Source organism: Myxococcales bacterium, from assembly GCA_016716835.1.
Taxonomy (GTDB): domain Bacteria; phylum Myxococcota_A; class Polyangia; order Haliangiales; family Haliangiaceae; genus JADJUW01.
This window is the reverse complement of sequence record JADJUW010000001.1, coordinates 2,100,726-2,119,088: the sequence shown is the minus strand read 5'-3', so window position 1 is coordinate 2,119,088 and position 18,363 is coordinate 2,100,726. Positions and strand designations below refer to the sequence as shown.

The window sequence follows — 18,363 nt, the reverse complement described above, 5'->3', positions numbered from 1 at the left end:
TTTTCTCAGTCTTTGCTCTCTAGCACGTGAACGCCCGTGTCAACCACCTCTCCGGCGCGTGTTACCACTACCGGAAACGTCGCGGTAATAGGGCCAGCTGAAACAAGCTGCGCCTCATACGTGCCCACCGCCACGCCATCCAAGCGCACCTTGCCTTCGCTGTTTTTTGTTGATATGCCGGGCGTTCTTCGGGGCGTCGTTGACGTTGAGGTCAGGATTAGCATGACCGATTTCGCCACTGGCAACCCGTTTGCCTGATGTGCCGTTGCAATCACTGATCCCCATGCCGGCAATCGAATCTCCACGTTGGTCGCCCCTGCGACAGCGATGACCCTCGCCGATGGATGACGGCGCCCCGTGGAACTCGCATCCCATGCCGTAAGCTCATACTTCTCTGCTTCGAGGCCGGTTAGCTGAAACACGCCCTCCGCATCGGTTAGGGCCGTGGCCGGGCCTCGCAGTACACTTGCGTCTTCAGTTGTTCGTTGCACATACGCTAAGCGGGAACTTATCTGCGCGCCCTCTGCGGGCTCGCCGCTGGCCAAGAATACCCGGCCGCGTATCGCCGACGTGGCACCGTCTAGCATGCGCAGCTCGACGGGCGCGGGCGCCTCATCGCTGGCATCAATCTTCACCGCGGTTGAGGTGTACTCGCCATTGAAAGCAATCAGAGTGCACCCCACCTTGCTTGGCACGAGCAGCGTAAACTGTCCTTGCTCGTCGCTTGCTACCACCCCACCAACTGGCATCGTGCTATCGGGATGCTCGACTGGTTGAATGCCAAGGCGGACTAAGGCATTAGCGACGGGCTCACCGCCGCTCTGCAGGACCACCCCGCTGACGCGACGATACGGCGGCAACCGCACTACGTAGGGTTCGGACGTTGTCCCTTTGCCCTCGGGTTTGGCGGGGTAGCCCCAACCCCACTGAGGATGAGTGACAAAGAATAAATATGCATACTTAGTACGATTCACCTCAGGCGCAATCGAGAAGGTCCCAGCTGCATCGGTCGTAGCCTGGCACGGCACATCCGGCCAGCGCTTCACACACGCATCCGCTACGGGAACGCCGTCGGCCTGCAGCACCAGGCCGTGAACGAGCGCCGCAGGATCGATCACCACGTCGATTTCATGGCGTAGGGCCGGCACCCTGGTGAAGTCAAAACCCGAGCTCGCATAGCCGTCGGCCGATACCGTGTAGCGGATCGTGACATGTGGCAGCCGGCTGAACATCGCTTGCCCTGTCGCGTCCGTTAGCGCGGCGATCTCAAAGGCAGGTGAGTCTGCGCCTAGCAGCGCCTCATACGCCGACAAGGCGACCGTGGCATTTGCCACCGGAGCGCCTTGCGTCGTCTTTACCCAGAACACTAGCTCACCGCCCGCCTGCAGCACCAAGGTGATAGATTCCGTGCGCTCGGTTAGTTGAAACCACAAGGGCCCGGCCGACCCAGCGTCGCCTCGGGCATACAAGCGATAGAGCTGTGGGATGAGTTCGTCGAAATAGAACGAGCCGTCGGGCTCCGTGAGCGTCGTGCGCCTGGGTACGCCGCTGATGAATACATCTATGCCACCGACCCCTTTCCCGTTGGCGTCGACAACCCGGCCCTCCAGGCGAAGCTGGCCGATGGGATCGACGTCATCAAAGACAAATAGCCCAATCGCGGAGCCGTGCTGCTCCTGCAGGCTGCGGCGCATGGCGGCTAGCGCATCGACGCCCGTGCCAATTCGCCGCCCGCGCCACGGGCTCGCCTTGACCTTGGTGGGGCCTGCATCGATCGCCGCCGTCGTGGCATTTGACGCCAAACCGCAAGATAAGCGCACCATCAACAGGCCGAGTGCGGCCGCCGAAACCACAAACACCCAAAGCGCGACCCGTCCGCGCGCCGGCGTCTTGCCCTTCGTCGTTGACTCATCAGCCACGCCGCGAGCCTACACCAACTACGCGGCTTGCTCGACGCGGTTGCGGCCGCGGGCCTTGGCGGCATAGAGCGCGGCGTCGGCGCGCTTGATGAGCTCGGCGGCGGTCTCGCTAGCATCGATGGTGCGCAGCGTGGCGACGCCGACGGAGACGCGCACGGAAAGCTCGAGGCGCTCGTCGGCGTGGGTAATGACGATCGGTGACTCTTCGACACGTACGCGCATGCGCTCACCTACCTCGAGGCCGCTGGCGGCATCGGCACGCGGCAGCACGACGAGGAATTCTTCGCCGCCGTAGCGAATGAGCAAGTCGCCGCCACGCGTGGCAGATTTTAAGCGGCGCGAGACCTCCGCAAGCACGACGTCACCGACGTCGTGGCCAAAGCGGTCGTTGATCGATTTAAAATGATCGACGTCGACCATGGCCACCGACAAGCCTTGTTTGCGGCTACGCGCGGCATCGATTTCGATAGGCAGTTGTTGGCCGAGAAACTCGCGGTTGTACGCGCCGGTCAGCGCATCGGTTACCGCGACGCGGTGCAAGCGCACGTTTTCAAGGTCAAGCGCGATGGTCGCGGCGATGAAGCCTAAGATCTCCGCGTCCTCGCCAGAAAACACCGCCGCGCGCGAAGCGGTGACCGTGATCACGCCCACGCGATCGCCGCGCGAGATCAGCGGTACGCACAAAAGTGATAGGATTGGCGTGCGGGAGCCGTCGCGGCGGACAAACCTGGTGTCGTAGCGAACGTCCGGAATGAGCGCGGTCTCGCCGGTCTCGAGCACCCAGCCGGCGACGCCTTCGCCGACGGCAAACGACAGCTGCGCGACGCGCTCGGTGCGCAAGCCATACGCGGCCTTGACCAGCAGGCGCTGGCGCGACGCATCGAGCAGCATGACGGAGCAGGCGTCGGCCGAGATGAGCCCGCACGTTAGCTCCGAAATGCGCGTTAAGATGCGCTCGGGTTCGAGCCCCGAGCCAATGGTCTTGCCAATCTCGAAGAGAACCTTGGGGAGTTGCTTGTCGCGCGTGGTGGTCATGTTGGCTCCGGGGCACGCTTAGGCGTTGGGGACGTAACCGATATATGGCAGATTGCGCCAAAGCTGGGCCGCATCGAGGCCGTAGCCGACCACGAATTTGTTCGGAATCGTAAAGCCGAGATAGTCGATCTTGATGTCGCGCTCGGCGCGCTCGGGCTTGTGTAGCAGCGACGCCAAGCGCACGCTGGCTGGCCGCCTGGTCGCGAGATTTTGCATGAGATAGTGCACCGTGTGGCCGGTGTCGACGATATCCTCGACGATGATGACGTGTTTGCCTTCGATGGAGCGCGTCAGGTCGTGCGTGATTTGCACAACGCCGGTGGACTCGGTGGCATCGCCATATGAGGCGATGCTGATGAAGTCGACGTAGACGGGCAGCGCAATGTGCCGCACCAAATCCGCCATAAACAAAAACGACCCCTTGAGCACGCCGATCACGATGACCTCCTTGGCGACGACGAGCTCGCCGTAGTCCTTGGTAATTTGTGCGCCGAGCTCGGCAACCCGGGTGGCGATTTGCGCGGTCGAAATTAGTTCTATAAATGGGTCATGTTGGCGGTTAAATGACGGCGGGAGCGCGACGGTCGTCTGGGCCATGGCGCGCAAGCTACGCCGTGGGTCTGACGTCGGTTCGGGGCCGGCCACGCCCGGGTGTAAGTCCATGAAGGTCGCCGCTTTCTGGGTTGGCGCCGCTGCGGCGTGGCCAGGCTAGCTGCTACCATTTTGCCATGGCTCCTATTATGCCCGACGCCGACGCGGCGGCGGCCTTACTGCTCGGCGATAGCGACATCGAATTCGATATCTCGCGGCGCCGGCGGATCTTTTGCAATCGCAACCTGCGCATGGATTCGATCGACATGGTCGGCTTCGACATGGACTACACGATCGCGCTCTACCATCAAGATCGCCTCGAGGCGCTGTCGATTCAGCTCACGCTCGACAACATGATCAAGATCTACGGCTACCCCGAGGCGATTCGCGGGCTGACGTATGACCCGTCGTGGGCCATCCGCGGCATCGTCGTCGACCGCGAGCTGGGCAATATTTTCAAGATGGACCGCCACGCGCATGTCGGGCGGTGCTTTCACGGCTTTCGCAAGCTCACGCGCGACGAGCGCAAAACGGTCTATCGCAACGAGAAGATCAACCTCTCGGCGGATCGCTACGAATGGATCGATACGCTGTTTGGCCTCCCCGAGGCCGTCATGTACGCGACGCTGGTCGATTGGTATGACACCTCGGCGACGGCGGTCGACTACAGCAAGCTGTTTAGCGACATCCGCGCCTCGATCGATCTCGCGCATCGCGATGACTCGCTCAAGACCATCATCAAGGCCGATCTCGCGTCGTATATCATGAAGGACGATCAGCTGGCGGAGACGCTGCACAAGCTGCGCAGCTCGGGCAAAAAGCTTTTTTTGCTCACGAATTCGCTCTACGACTACACCGACGCCGTGATGTCGTATTTGCTAAACGGCGCGATCAGCGGCTATTCGAGCTGGCGCCAGTATTTCGACCTGGTGATCGTTGGCGGCGCCAAGCCGCTGTTCTTTAGCCAACAGCGCCCGTTTTCGCAGATCGACCTCGCGACCGGCCAGCCGCTGCCCGATGAGGTCAAGGGCTTTATGCGCGACAAGGTCTACCAAGGCGGCAGTTCGGCGCAGCTCGAAGAATTCACCCGCGTTAGCGGCGATCGCGTGCTCTACATCGGCGACCACATCTACGGCGATATCCTGCGCCTGCGCAAGCAGCACAACTGGCGCACCGCCATGGTCTTGCAAGAGCTCGATCGCGAGGTCGCCGTCGCGGAAAGGTTTGAGGGGCCGATTCGCGACCTCGAGCTGCTCGATCGCCGCCGCCGCAACCTGGAGTCCGAAATGGATTTTCAGACCCTGCGCTACAAGCGCATCGTCCGCACGCTTGAGGATACCTCCGTGCTCTCGCTGCCAACCGTGACGCGGCTTGAAGACACGCGCAAGCAACTCAAAATATCAATCGATCGCCTGCGCGAACGCATGGAAATCATGGCCGAGGAAGTGGTGTCGCTGCAGACCATGATCGAGCGCGGCTACAACCCTCATTGGGGTTCATGCCTGCGCGAGGCCAATGACAACAGCCGCTTTGGCGAGCAGGTCAACGACTACGCCGATATCTACACCGCGCGCGTCTCGAACTTTGTCTTCTACTCGCCGCTGCGGTATTTTCGCGCACCGCGGCGGCTTATGCCGCACGAGGTGTGAGCGTCGGCGTTCCCGTTAGCGGCTGAGCCAGAGCAGCGCGCCTGCCGTCACCAAGGCGACGTCGAGCGAGAGCAAGGCGATCACCCAGCCAGACAACGGCGCGGCGCGTGACGCGCGATCAAGTTGGCTGTAGGTGCGTGTCGCCGAGTCTTCGCCGTGGCTCGTCGCGCGCTTGCCCATTGCGTTTACAAGTACCATACCTACATCGCCACACCCAAGATAGCAGGCGGCAGATTTGCAACCGCAAACGGGCTGGCGGTACCATTTTGTTAGATGAGCCAATTACTCGATCGCGTGCTCGGCGCCGCCAGGCAGCTCGGCGCATCGGACGTCCACCTCAAGGCGGGCATGCCGCCAATTTTTCGCATCAAGGGCGACCTGCGCACGGTGCGCGACGTGCCGGCGCTGACGCGCGAGGCGATCGCGACGTTTGCCGTGCACATGATGAACGACAAGCAGCGCGCCGATTTTGAGACCAACCTCGACATCGACATGGCCTATGGCACGCCCGATGGCGTGCGCTATCGCGTCAACCTCTTCCAGCAGCGCGGCACCGTCGGCATGGTCATGCGGCTCATCCCGCCCGAGGTGCCGAGCTTTGAGAACCTCCACCTCTCCAAGACCATCTTGGGGCTCGCCGACCAGCATCGCGGCGTCGTGCTCGTCACCGGCGCTACCGGCTCCGGCAAGTCGACCACGCTGGCGGCGATGATCGACTACATTAATACGCGCTATGCGTATCACATCGTGACCTGCGAAGACCCCATCGAGTACACGTTCAAGGACAAGCGCAGCGTCATCAATCAGCGCGAGGTGGGCTTTGACACCATGTCGTTTGCGCGGGCCCTGCGCGCCGCCCTGCGGCAAGACCCCGACGTCATCTTGGTCGGCGAAATGCGAGATTTTGAGACCACCCAGATTGCGCTCACCGCGGCGGAAACTGGTCACTTGGTGCTTTCTACGCTGCACACGGTGGATGCCACCGAAACCATCACGCGGATTATCTCGATGTTCCCGTCGCACCAACAATCTCAGGCCCGCTTGGCGCTTGGCGCCGTCCTGCGCGGCGTCATCTCGCAACGCCTCGTGCCCCGCGCCGATGGCAAGGGCATGGTGCCCGCGGTTGAGATCATGGTGACCACCGAGCGCATCCGCGAAATGATCGAAGACCCGATGCGCACCCGCGAGATCAATGACGCAATTAAAGAAGGCATGCACCCCTACGGCATGATCAGCTTCGATCAGAGCCTGGCGGAATTGGTGAAGAACCGCCTCGTGACGTACGAAGAAGCGGTGAAGAACTCGACCAGTCCATCGGACTTCGCGCTGCTCTTTCGCGGCGTTCAGGGCGGTACGACCGGCGGCAACAGCAATGCCGGTGGCAGCGGCTGGAGCGGCGGCGACGACCAAGGCGGCGGCGAGCACGGCGGCAAGGACGAGTTCGAAATCGATCGCTTTGGAAAGTAAATATGGCAGCAACACAGGCACAACGGAGCAGGCTCTCGACGGGGGTGGCCACGGCCCTTCTGCTTTTCTTAATGTGCCACGCCTCTTTGGCCGCCGCCGGGCGCCGCTTGGTGCTGATGCCCTTGTCGGGACCCGCGGGCGACACGTTTACCGACCAGGTCGCGGACATCGTCGAACCAGGCAATACGCTGATCGACGCCGCAAAGTGGAAGCGCGACGGCGGCACCGGCGCTAACACGCCTGAGCAACTTCGCAAGGTTGCGACCAAGGCGCGCGTCGATGGCGTCATCAGTGGATCGGTGCAGCGCCGCGGCATGGGCTATTCGCTGATGATTCGCGTGCGCGAGACGGCGACCGGCGAGACGCTTAAGACGATCAACGTGACGACCGCGACGACGACCTTCTCGGCCGACGAAGAAAAACGTGTGCGCGCCGGGCTGCTCGGGGCCATAGGCGACATGCGCGCGATTCGCGACGGAGGGGGCGACGAAGAAGCCGCGCGCGACGAAGCGCCGCCTCGGCGCGAGCGTGATCGAGACGTCGACCGCGATGACCGCGATGACCGCGATGACCGCGATGACCGTGACGCACGCGAGGACCGCGATGCGCGCGAGGACAGGGATGCCAAACGCGCCGCCAAGAAACGACCCGCCCGCGACGAAGTCGACGAAGAAGACGCCGCCCAGGAGGACGAGGCCCCGCGGTCGCGCAGCAAGTCCCGTCGCGAGCGTGATCTCGATGCCGACGATGAGCCGTCCACGCCGCTGCCACCGGACAAGCGCGATCAGCTGCTCGTCATTCGCGGCGGCCTTGGCGCCTCCTTGCGCCGCCTGCAATTCACCACCGATCCGCTGCTCGCCGACCAACCACAAGGGTATCTCGGCTTTCCGGTGGTGATGGTCGGCGCGCAAATGGAGCTATTTCCCACCGCGAAATCTCACACGATGGCGCCCAAGCTGCGGCGCATTGGCCTGCTCGCCTCGTATGATCGGGTGCTGAAGATCGAGTCGCGCGTGAGTTATCGCGATGACGGTGGCGCCGAGCGCTCGGTGCCCGTCCCCACCAAGCAGGAGTCGTTTGCCATCGGCGGCGCGTATCGTTGGTTGGTCGGCAAGGCGCAAACTGGGCCGGTGGTGCAGGCGCAGCTGCGCTACAATCAGCTCAAGTTTGTCTTCGACACCAGTACGCTTGCGGCGCTGCCCGGCGACGTCCGCTTTGACGTGCCTAGCGTGACCTATAAATACCTCGATCCCGGCATGGGGCTGCGCCTGCCGATTGGTGAGAGCACCAAGTTTATCGTCGATGGGCGGGTGTTCATCATGATGAGCACCGGCGACTTGCAGCGCGAAGATCAGTATGGCGCGACCAAGGTGCTGGGCTTTGACTTCGATGCCGCCTTTGACTTTCTGGCGACCAAAAAGGTCTATATCCGCGCAGGGTTTCGCTACAGCCGCTTTTCCCACACCTTTGGTGGCAACGGCGAGCTGTCGAACAATCGCGACAATGACCCCACCGACATCGACGTCAGCGGGGCGCGCGACAATTTCATGTCGGGTTATCTGCAATCGGGCTTCAACTTTTAGGCCGCGTCAGCTGGCAGAGGTTGAGCGCAATTCAGCCCGGATGGCGCCGCCTATGGGGTGGCGAATTTGGTAGGGTGCGCCGGTGATGAAGGCAGCCGACGTTAGGCGTACATTTCTCGAGTTTTTCGCGAGCCACGGCCACGAGCAGGTCGCCTCGAGCGCGCTGGTGCCGAGTAACGATCCGACGTTGCTGTTTACCAACGCAGGGATGGTGCAGTTCAAGGACGTCTTCACCGGCGTCGAGCACCGCGCCTATAAGCGCGCGACGACGTCGCAAAAATGCCTGCGCGCCGGCGGCAAACACAACGACCTCGATGAAGTCGGCAAGACCCCGCGGCATCACACCTTTTTTGAAATGCTCGGCAACTTTTCGTTTGGCGATTACTTCAAGGAAGAGGCGATCGCTTGGGCGTGGACGCTGCTGACCGACAAGCTCGGCATCGACACCTCGCGCATGTGCATCACCGTGTTTGGCGGCGAGCCGTCGCTGGGGCTGGGCCCCGACGACGAAGCGCGCGCGATGTGGAAGCGCGTCACCGGCTTTAGCGACGAGCGCATCATTGGCCTTGGCATGAAAGACAATTTTTGGATGATGGGCGACGTCGGGCCCATGGGTCCGTGCTCGGAGCTGCATTATTTTCAGGACGGCGCGGTGCCCGCATGGCCGACCACCGATCCGGCGTCGTGGAAGGGCTGGCTTGAGATCTGGAACCTGGTGTTCATGCAATTTGAACGCAAGGTGGCGGGCGGGCCGCTGCTCGCGCTGCCGGCGCCGTCGATCGACACCGGCGCGGGGCTTGAGCGCGTCACCAGCGTGCTGCAGGGCAAGCCGTCGAACTACGACACCGACCTATTTTTGCCGATCTTGCACGATGCGGCCGCCTTGGCGCGCGTCACGTATGGTGGCGACCTAACCACCGACACCTCGCTGCGGGTGATTGCCGACCACGCGCGGGCGACGGCGTTTCTAATCGCCGATGGCGTGTTTCCCGACAAGACCGGGCGCGAATACGTGCTGCGCCGCATCTTTCGCCGCGCGGTACGCCACGGCAAGCTGCTCGGCATCACCGAGCCTTTCATGCATCGCGTGTGCGAGCGCGTGATCGTCGAGATGAGCGGCCAGTTTCCCGAGCTGACCGAGCGCAAGCAAACCATCGTCGAGGTCGCGCTCGAAGAAGAAAAGCGATTTCGCGCTACGCTCGATCGCGGCCTGGATTTGCTCGAGACTGAATTTGGCCGCATGCGCGGCAAGGGCGAGACTAAGGTGCCAGGCAAGGCCGTCTTTACGCTGTACGACACGTTTGGCTTTCCACAAGATCTCACCGAGATCATCGCCGAGGAACGCGGCTTTGGCGTCGACCGCGCCGGCTTTGACGCCGAGCTGGCGGCGGCGCGCGAGCGTTCGCGCTTTACCGGCTCGGATCAAGAGGCGGTCTCGGGCGTGTTCAAGGCGATCGCCAACGACGTGCCGGCAACTAAGTTCACCGGCTATGACGAGCTGACGGGCACCGGTTCGCTTAAGGCAATCGTGGTCGACGGCAAGCAAGTGGCCGCCGCGAAGCTCGGCGCCGAGGTGGCGCTGGTGTTTGACCAAACGCCATTTTACGCCGAGTCGGGCGGGCAGGCCGGCGATCAGGGCGAACTCACCACCGCGGCCGGCGCGCGCGTGCGCATCGAAGACACCAAGAAGCCTACGGGCGACATGTTCGTACTCTTTGGCGAGGTAATTGCCGGCGAACTCGCCGTGGGCGACGCCGTGCAATTTGCCGTCGACGCCGACAAGCGGGCGCAGACGCGCGCAAATCACTCTGCGACGCATTTGCTTAACCATGCGCTGCGCACGGTGCTGGGCAGCCACGTCGCGCAAAAAGGATCGCTCGTCTCGGCCGACCGCCTGCGTTTTGACTTTGCCCACTTTTCGCCGATGACCGACGATCAGCTGCGTGAGGTCGAAGCCCTGGTGAATCGACAGATTCGCGGCAACGTCGACTCGGTGGTTGAAGTTCTCAAGATCGACGACGCCAAGAAAAAAGGCGCGGTGGCGATGTTTGGCGAGAAATATGGCGACGTCGTGCGCGTCGTGCACATTGGCAGCGAGTCGCTGGAGTTCTGCGGCGGCACGCACGTGGCGCGCGCCGGCGACATTGGCCTGCTTAAGATCATCAGCGAGGCTGGCATCGCGCAAGGCGTACGGCGCATCGAGGCGGTCACGGGCGTCGGCGCGCTCGACTACGTGCGGCGGCTCGAGGTCGAGCTCGACGCCGCGGGCGAAAAGCTCAAGGCGGGCAAGTTCGAGGTCGCGGCCAAGGTCGCGCGCCTCATGGACAGCATGAAGGCGACGGACAAGGAGCTCGAGAAGCTCAAGGCCAAGCTCGCCGGCGGTGGCGGTCGCGATCTGTTGCAAGACGCGGTGGTCATCGGCGGCATCAAGACACTGATCGCCACCATCGACACCGATGACGCCAAGGTGCTGCGCGAAACCGGCCTCGCGTTGCGCGACAAGATCGGCTCGGGCGCCGTGTTTTTGGCCGCGCCAGGCGATGGCAAGGTGTCGCTGTTTACCGTCGTCACCGCGGACCTGGTTGCCAAGGTGCACGCCGGGCAGTGGCTGTCTGCGGCGGCCACGGCGCTCGGCGGCAAGGGCGGCGGCAAGGCCGACATGGCACAAGGTGGTGGCGCGGACGTCGCCAAGCTGCCGCAGGCGCTGGACGCCGCGCGCGCCTGGATAACTGCCCTTTAGGTCGCGCCGGTCGCGGTGCGTTAGCGCGTGATCAAGCGCAAGCCCGGGCACGGTGCGCTCGGCAAGGGCCGCGCGATTTGCGTCGCGCACAAGAGTGCATTGGGCGTGGTGCGGCCGCCGAACACGTCGAGCCACCACAGGCTGGCAAAGCTGCCCGAGCGCAGCAATGTTGCCAGGCCCGCGTCGGTAAAGGCGTTGTGCGCGAGATCTAAGTAGCGCAGCGAAAAAAATCCGTATGTGGCGGCGAGGGTGCGGGCCGCGGCGTCGTCGAGGCCGCAGCCGGCCAGGCGCAACTCGCTAAGGTTCGCCGCGATCGGCGCGCGCGAAAAGGCGGCGAGGGCCTCGCCGTGCAGCGGGTTCTGCCCGAGATCGAGCACGGCGGGGCGCAGCCAACGCGCGCGCGCCAGCACGGCAAGCTTTTTGCCATCGACGCCCGCCATGCGGAGAGTGAGCGCTTGCAGGCCAAAGGCGGCGCGCGCCGCCGCAAGCAGCGCGACCGCCTCGTCGCTCAGCACCGCGCCGACCAACTCCAATTCGCGAAGTCGCGGCAGTTGCGCGCTCTCGATCATGGCGGTCGCCGCGCGCGCCGTCATGCTCGTACTGGCATGCAACGCAAACGAGCGCATGGCGCTAACGTCAAGCTGCTTCCACAGGGCGATGTGAACGTCCGGGGCTAGCGAGGGCACCGTAATCGTCAGCCGCTGCATGCCAGGAAAGCTCACCGAATGCGTCAAAGCCGCGACCTGCGCCAGCGAAAGCGAGACGACGTCAACGTGTAGCTCCCGCAGCAAGGGCAGCGGCCGCGCGCGCAGCACGTGCCACTCGCGATCGCTCACGCGCAGGCGCGTCATCTTGGTCAGCAGGGCGGCAGGGGCGCCGATACCCACCTCCGTCGCCTCATCATCGCGTTCATCGGCAACTTGAAATTCAATGAGGGCGGGCAGCCTGGCTTGCCATCGCAACGCTAGCGCGCTGGAGGAGGTCAGCCCTTTCACTGCCGCCAAGGTCGGCAGGCGCGAGGTGGACAGCAGCTCATCGCAGGCCGGCGAGACATATAACCGAGACAGCCGGGTGGTCGTCGCGTTGCCAAGGCTTGCGAGCCATCCGCAGGCCCCCGCCGCCGCCGCCGGGCGCGTCGTGGCATGAATGCGATACTCGACAACGCCGCGCAACTCGGGCTTGTCGAGCAGGGGCGCGAGGCTTACCGGCTTGCCGACACGAGCCACCAAGTCGTCGTCGATGATGATGTGGTCGACATAGCCGAGCAGCCAGCGCTCACTCGCGGTAAATGCGCTGCCCTGCGCGACCTTGACCGCAAGCTCGCGAGGAAGCGCGAGGCCAACGCGACCATGGCGGTCCCGCCGCCGTTTCACGCAGGCGTCGAGCGCCGCGGTGAGGCCTGCCCGCTGCGATGGCGACACGTCCGCGAGTTCGGCGAACCAGGCGACGTGACCAACCTCGTTTACGCTGCGCTCGCACCAGTACGTGAAGGCCTGGACGTCGAGCTCCCATGGCGTTTCATCATCGCCACCCGTGGTGATGAGCCTTGGCCCGGCGGCGGGCGACGCCAGCGACGGCCCGTGCGGCGAGGCGACGGCACCATTTTCGGGCGTGGCGAGGGCGAGGCCCAAGGCGAGCGCGGCGAAGGGCAAGAGGCGTCGCATGCACGTACACGGTAGCCGTAAACCATGTAGAATATCAATTAATGGCTGCGGCGAGCGTCAAGTTGCGATTGCACTACGAATCCCTGGAGGTGTTCGTCGACGAGTTCGCGCTGTTTGTCGCGCGCGCGGGGATGTTCTTGCCGACCAATTCCGCGGCGGCCGTTGGCGACGAGGTAAAATTCGAGGTTCGCCTGGCCAACGATTTTCCAGCGCTGATTGGCGTTGGCACCGTGCAATGGCATCGCCCGGCGACGAGCGCGCCAAGGCTCCCGGCCGGCATAGGCGTGCGCTTTTCACGCATGACGCGCGAGAGCCGCGATGTGGTGATGAGCCTGCTAACCAAGCGCCTCGAGAAAGGCTTCGTCGATGGGCCCGATGGCCTGCCGCAATTGCCGTTGCATGTACCCGTGCTGGTGCCGGCTGCAATCCCCGCACCGCGCGACAGCGGGGGCGTCGCGATCGGCGATGAAACGGTCATTGCCAAGCCAAATGATCGTTGGGGCGAGTTTGCCTCGATAGCGCAGCGCGTCGATGTGGAAGCCGCGCTACGGCGCGCGCGCGAGCTCTGCGGCGACCTCGGCGAAGCCGACCTAGACTCGCTTTAGTCCACGCCCAACCGACTTGGCGCCGGCACACGTAGCAATTGCGTGGTCGCTGCGGTACCTAGCAGCCATGCTGGCAAGCAAGATCCTAGGCATTGGCTCGTTTGTGCCCGACAATGTCGTGACCAACGACGACCTACGCTATCTCAACCACAAGCACGAGCGCCAGGCCGAGCCGGTCACCGACACCAACGATCAGTGGATCCAAGACCGCAGCGGCATCAAGGAACGCCGCTTCGTCGCCCCCGGCAGCGGCATGGCGACCAGCGATTTGGCGCTGGCGGCCTGCCAGGCCGCGCTCGCGGATGCCGGCGTCGCGGCGACCGACATCGACTGCATCATCTTCGGCACGCTGTCGCCCGACATCCATTTTCCGGGCGCAGGCGTGTTTCTGCAGCAAAAGCTCGGCATCGCCGGCCCCGATAAGAAAAACTGCCCTTGCTACGACATTCGCCAGCAGTGCTCGGCCTTTATCTATGGCATGCAAATGGCCGACGCGTTTATCCGCGCCGGCATCTATAAGAAGATCTTACTGGTTGGCGCCGAACTGCACAGCCACTCGCTCGACTACTCGACGCGCGGCCGCGACGTGCTGGTGCTCTTTGGCGACGGCGCGGGCGCGATGGTGATCGGCGCCGATGAAGACGCCAAGGCCGGCGAGGGCATTACCTATACCAAGGTGCACGCCGACGGCTCGGGCGCGATGAGCCTCTACATGAAAATCTTCGACATCAAGAAGCTGCCGTATGTCGATTATGACGCCAGCGACCGCGAGACCAACATCGATTTGTATCCGCGCATGGATGGCAAGCGGGTGTTTCTCAATGCCGTGCGCAACATGAACCTCTCGGCCCAGGCCGCGCTGCGGGACACCGGCCTTACCTGGAACGACATCACGTGGTTCGTGCCCCACCAGGCGAATCTGCGCATCAACCAAAAGGTGGTCGAGATCGCCGGCATCCCGCCCGAGAAGGCGCTCAACACCATCGAGTGGTACGGCAACACCACCGCCGCCACCGTGCCGCTGACCATCGACTACTGGCGCAAGCAAGGCAAAATCAAAAAAGGCGATCGCATCCTGTCGACCGTTTTCGGTTCTGGCTATACGTGGGGCTCGGCAATTTTCACGGTGTGATGCGAAATTGGCTCGGCTATCGAAACGTGCGGCAAGGGCCAAGGGTGGTGAAGGTGGCGGCCGCGCGCTCGACGCCCTCAGCTAGCAATACGGTTTTCGAATTGGGGCTGTGGTTGATCCACTTGCTGGCCGTGGTGAAATCACCTTCGGTAGGCGTCCCGTGCGCCTCGCCATCAATGCCAAAGCGCCAGCCGAAGACCTCGTAGCCGTCGGGAAACAGCGTGCCAGCCTGCGCCGCGACGAGGTAAACGGCATCGATCGGGTCGCCAATCCAACACGGCTGACGCATGCCGCCGCTTTGAGCACCATGTTGCAAATGAGCGAGGTCGTAAAAGCTGGTTGCGCGCAAGGTATAGGCAACGTCGTCCTCGCTGCGGCCCTCTGCTTCAAGCTGGGTCTTGAGTTGCGCGTAAAAATCGGCGTGCGAGTAGTCGTCGTTGAGCCACATGTGGGGCCGCAGGGCAGCGGCTTCGGGCGGCAGGTCGTCCTCCAGCCAGCTTGAAAATGGGTAGTAAAAAACCCTCGAAACGGTGGGTATGCGAAGCGACGTGGGAAAGAGGCGCTCCCGCGTGACGTAGGTAAGCAGCTCGCCGATGGCGGTTGCGCCAACGCGCTCTACCTTGTCGAGGGCTTGCAGCGACGTAAACGGGCCATTGGCGATCCGCGCCGCCTCGATGTTCGTGGCAGCTTTTTTGCTCAAGCCCGCGGCGAAGAGCTCATCCGCCGTATAGGTATTGGCAATCTGTAAGAGGGCAAGGACGTCGGGCGCATCGTTCTCGAGACCAATCGCGAGCACGCCTTTGTCGCCATCTTCGACGTCCTCGGCACCTGGGTCGTCGGCCTGAACACAGGCCAGGGTGCCAAAGGCTAGGATGGTGGAGAGGCTTGCGAGTAATAGGTTGGGTTGCTTCATGGCAGACGGTAAATGCACGCGGCGTGCCACGGATGGCCCGTGGCATGCGCCTGGTGACATCGACGACCTTAAGCGCGGCGGCGCCGCTGCCGTAGGCGCCACAATGCGTCACCTGATCCGCCCTTAACTCAACGCTGGGGTGCAGCGACCTCGGCCGAAGCAGCGAGCTTATTGCAGCGGCTCTTTTTTCGCGGTGTAGGGTCGCAGTGTAGGGTCACTCTCGCCTCCCGATTCGGCCGCAATTGCCAGATGTTCGATCCGGTGCTGCGTAGTCAGGTTTACTTGAACGTGATCACGCAGTAGCAAGGGTAACCACTTGCAATGGCTTTTGAATTTCGGGCCGAGAGTGACCCCAATATCGATAGCGAGGCAGCGGCCATGCCGACCTAGTCGATGCCTGGGCCCGCGAGGCGGCCGGCGACCATCGGGCGATAGCGCAGCGCCGTTTCATCGGTGCCTTGGTAAACCACGGAGGTGGTGGTGCTCCACGCCCAGCCCATAATAGCGCCGCTGAGGTGGTCGGCATAGATGATGATTTCGCCGGCGCCGATGCCGGCGTCGTGAGAAAAATTCGCGTCCGCCTTCCAACGCGAATCTGAGGCTCCATGCGGCGACGAGGTCGCATCGTGGATGGCGACGATCCAGCGGTCCGCGACGGGGACGCCGGGAATGTTGGTCGCGACAGTGGCCGTGTCCAGCCACAGCGAGTCGACGATCATGGTGTGGCCCGTGGTAGTGCCGGTGCTCGAGAGGTACTCGCTGGCGAGAATGTCGCCACCCGCAATGTCATAGATCGAATATTGTTCGACAAGGCTAAAGGTGCCGGCGGTGTTTTGATAGGTCGCGCCGTTTTCGATGGCGTCGTTCCATTGCTTGGAAGTCGGCGCCGATGATCCGGTGAGCGCGCGCATCACGGTGGTGGTGAGCGTGGGATACGTCGCGCGCACAACAAGCGCGGCGTAGCCACCGCAGACCGCGGCGGCGGTGACCAGGCCGCCCGCATCAACCGATACCTTTGACGGCGAGGCATACGCATTCGTCGCCGGCGTGACGTTCATTTCCCAGGCATTGGCTTGGTCGACAATCGCGCTGCTTGCCGTCGCGGCGCTCGTGAACGCGCCAAAGAGGGCGCCCGCGATTGGCAGGCTTGCGCGGCGGGCACGGGCGGTAAGGGGATGCGTTGTCATGGTGTAGACCATTGCACGTAGCGTGCCGTGGGCGCGCGCGCGGTTCGTGGTTCCGAAGGCGCCCAGCGCGGCCCATAGGGGCGGGATGACGGCGGCGTGGCGTCGCACGCCAGGGGCGCCGTCGTAGCAATGGGTGGGACAGCCCTATACACCGCGCCGCTTGCCGCGATTTCTAGCCAAGGCTGGCTACCCTGGTGGCCGCCGGCTGTCGCCATCATTTCGTTTGCCAGATCGCCGCACGCAGAGTAACTGTGCCGCAACGAAATGGAACAACAGCTCAGGCACGCCAGCTGCGCAGGGCCCACCCCTTGGTTCGCGTGCGTTGTCGTTGTGACGCTGCTAGTCGCCAATGGCGGGCTCGCTTACGCTGGCGGCTTATACGTCACGGGCTTTGGCCCCGCCGCGCAGGCACAAGCAGGCGCGTATGTCGCCACCGCCGATGATGCGATGGCGGTATTTACCAATCCCGCGGGGCTGGCCACGCAACGTGGCACCACCTTGCAAGTTGGCAGCAGCCTCATCGACTATTCGTTGGCGTTCACCCGGCGCGGTGCTTACGACGAGGTGGCTGGCCAAACCCTGCCGTGGGAAGGGCGCGCCTATGCGACGATGCGCAACACAACGACGCCGGAGGTTGGGCTAGGCAGCTGGCAGGCGGTGCCTATGTTTGCGGTTGCGTCTGACTTGCTGCTGCCGTCGCGCCGCCTCGTGCTTGGGCTAGCCATGGCCGCGCCGGCGGCGTACCCGGGCCGCAACATGGGCGACGACTATGTGATCGACGATCCGAATACGCCGCCGCCGCCGAATCGCTACGACACCGTGGCGCAAGATGCCGCCGTTATTTTGCCATCGATCGCGGTAGGCTATCGCGTCACCAATGCGCTACGCCTCGGCGCGAGGTTTTCGTGGGGCTATGGCGAAATCTCGTCGACGCTCTACGCGTGGACGATGCCGACGCCGAACTATCAAGAGTGGATCGGCAACGAGGCGACGATTGCGGTCGCAGGCAAAGACAACTTCGTGCCACAGGTGGCCTTCGGCGCGCATTATCGCGTGTCGCCGCACGTCGAGGTCGCCGCGATGTGGCAATCTCGTGCGCAGCTCAACGCGCGCGGCGAGGCGCAGGCGACGCTCAGCAAAGATCTAAAGATCATCGGCATCACGCCGGAGATCGTGCCGGTTGCCGATGCGGCCGCGCGCTGCGCCCCGGGCGGCACACGGGAGGCGCTGAAGACCTGCATCGATTTCGCGTTGCCGATGACCGCCGAGGTAGGCGGTCGCTACATCTGGCGCTCGGCGCGCGGGCAGGAGCGCGGCAGCCTTGAGGCCGACGTGCGCTGGGAGGCGTGGAGCCGTGCCTCGGACTTTGAGGTCGTCGTCGATGCGCAGGCCCTTGGCATTGCGCTGCAAGATGTCGCGGTTCGCCACGGCTTTGTCGACGTGTGGTCGTTGCGCCTTGGCGGCAACGTGCGCGTGCCCGTGGGACGCTCGCATCTCGGGCTGCGAGGCGGCATCGCGCGTGACACGGCGGCGGCGAGGCCGGGCTGGGAACGCGTAGATATTGATGGTGCGGCGCGCACGAGCGTGGCTGGTGGCTTTACGTGGCAGCTCGCCGGCGTGCAACTCGAACTCGGCGCCGGCTACATCTTCGAGGGCACGCGCGACGTCGGCGGCGCATGTAATCCGACCCTTGGCGACCCTGGTTGTCGCGATGGCGCACAAACGGCGTGGGGGCAGCGAAGTCAACCCGATCCGGTTAACCCGCTGCGACCAAGCGTCGAACAATTTGAGTCGCCCTTTAACAGCGGCCGCTACGTATCTCACTATGTGCTCGCGATGGCGGGCGTCTCCGCGCGCTTCTAGCGGCCCTGCAGCGTC

The 18,363-nt window shown here is 63.6% G+C and carries 14 protein-coding genes; 7 read left to right on the top strand and 7 right to left on the bottom strand.

All coding sequences use genetic code 11. From position 1 onward, the window contains the following. Window positions 1-5: 5 nt before the first annotated feature. The 3 genes from IPL79_09370 to hpt are packed head-to-tail and all read right to left on the bottom strand — an operon-like array spanning window position 6 to window position 3,551. Complete coding sequence (locus IPL79_09370) at window positions 6-1,919, bottom strand: carboxypeptidase regulatory-like domain-containing protein (protein ID MBK9071193.1); 1,914 nt, start codon at window positions 1,917-1,919, stop codon at window positions 6-8. A gap of 18 nt (window positions 1,920-1,937) precedes the next feature. Further along, window positions 1,938-2,954: a sensor domain-containing diguanylate cyclase gene (locus IPL79_09365; protein MBK9071192.1), complete on the bottom strand. Its 1,017-nt coding sequence runs from the start codon at window positions 2,952-2,954 to the stop codon at window positions 1,938-1,940. A gap of 18 nt (window positions 2,955-2,972) precedes the next feature. Further along, on the bottom strand, window positions 2,973-3,551 hold the full coding sequence (hpt, locus tag IPL79_09360) for a hypoxanthine phosphoribosyltransferase (protein MBK9071191.1): 579 nt from the start codon (window positions 3,549-3,551) through the stop codon (window positions 2,973-2,975). A 131-nt stretch (window positions 3,552-3,682) separates the two neighbouring features. On the opposite strand from hpt, the gene IPL79_09355 reads away from it, so the two are divergent. Further along, the gene (locus IPL79_09355) at window positions 3,683-5,194 is read left to right on the top strand and encodes an HAD-IG family 5'-nucleotidase (GenBank protein ID MBK9071190.1); all 1,512 of its coding nucleotides are present in this window, start codon (window positions 3,683-3,685) and stop codon (window positions 5,192-5,194) included. Window positions 5,195-5,209: 15 nt separating this feature from the next. On the opposite strand, the gene IPL79_09350 is transcribed toward IPL79_09355, so the two are convergent. Next, window positions 5,210-5,392, bottom strand: a complete 183-nt coding sequence (locus IPL79_09350; GenBank protein MBK9071189.1) for a hypothetical protein — start codon at window positions 5,390-5,392, stop codon at window positions 5,210-5,212. 75 nt (window positions 5,393-5,467) lie between these two features. Here IPL79_09350 and IPL79_09345 point away from each other — a divergent pair, with 75 nt between their 5' ends. The 3 genes from IPL79_09345 (at window position 5,468) to alaS (ending at window position 10,984) form a co-directional block, all read left to right on the top strand. Next, window positions 5,468-6,661 (top strand): type IV pilus twitching motility protein PilT, encoded by a 1,194-nt coding sequence (locus IPL79_09345; protein MBK9071188.1) that lies wholly within the window; start codon window positions 5,468-5,470, stop codon window positions 6,659-6,661. A gap of 86 nt (window positions 6,662-6,747) precedes the next feature. Beyond that, entirely contained in the window at window positions 6,748-8,244 is a 1,497-nt protein-coding gene (locus tag IPL79_09340) for a hypothetical protein (protein MBK9071187.1), read from the top strand. 85 nt (window positions 8,245-8,329) lie between these two features. Then, window positions 8,330-10,984, top strand: a complete 2,655-nt coding sequence (gene alaS, locus IPL79_09335; GenBank protein ID MBK9071186.1) for an alanine--tRNA ligase — start codon at window positions 8,330-8,332, stop codon at window positions 10,982-10,984. A gap of 20 nt (window positions 10,985-11,004) precedes the next feature. Here the strand turns inward: alaS and IPL79_09330 are convergent, their stop codons facing one another. Continuing rightward, on the bottom strand, window positions 11,005-12,648 hold the full coding sequence (locus IPL79_09330; protein MBK9071185.1) for a hypothetical protein: 1,644 nt from the start codon (window positions 12,646-12,648) through the stop codon (window positions 11,005-11,007). A 41-nt stretch (window positions 12,649-12,689) separates the two neighbouring features. Here IPL79_09330 and IPL79_09325 point away from each other — a divergent pair, with 41 nt between their 5' ends. After that, complete coding sequence (locus IPL79_09325; GenBank protein ID MBK9071184.1) at window positions 12,690-13,253, top strand: hypothetical protein; 564 nt, start codon at window positions 12,690-12,692, stop codon at window positions 13,251-13,253. 67 nt (window positions 13,254-13,320) lie between these two features. Continuing rightward, on the top strand, window positions 13,321-14,385 hold the full coding sequence (locus tag IPL79_09320) for a beta-ketoacyl-ACP synthase 3 (protein MBK9071183.1): 1,065 nt from the start codon (window positions 13,321-13,323) through the stop codon (window positions 14,383-14,385). A 16-nt stretch (window positions 14,386-14,401) separates the two neighbouring features. On the opposite strand, the gene IPL79_09315 is transcribed toward IPL79_09320, so the two are convergent. Further along, window positions 14,402-15,298 carry a helix-hairpin-helix domain-containing protein gene (locus IPL79_09315; GenBank protein MBK9071182.1) on the bottom strand — a complete coding sequence of 299 codons (897 nt, stop codon included), beginning with the start codon at window positions 15,296-15,298 and terminating at the stop codon, window positions 14,402-14,404. A gap of 386 nt (window positions 15,299-15,684) precedes the next feature. Next, complete coding sequence (locus IPL79_09310; protein ID MBK9071181.1) at window positions 15,685-16,485, bottom strand: hypothetical protein; 801 nt, start codon at window positions 16,483-16,485, stop codon at window positions 15,685-15,687. Between the two features lie 330 nt (window positions 16,486-16,815). Here IPL79_09310 and IPL79_09305 point away from each other — a divergent pair, with 330 nt between their 5' ends. Further along, window positions 16,816-18,348, top strand: a complete 1,533-nt coding sequence (locus IPL79_09305) for an outer membrane protein transport protein (protein ID MBK9071180.1) — start codon at window positions 16,816-16,818, stop codon at window positions 18,346-18,348. Window positions 18,349-18,363 lie beyond the last annotated feature (15 nt).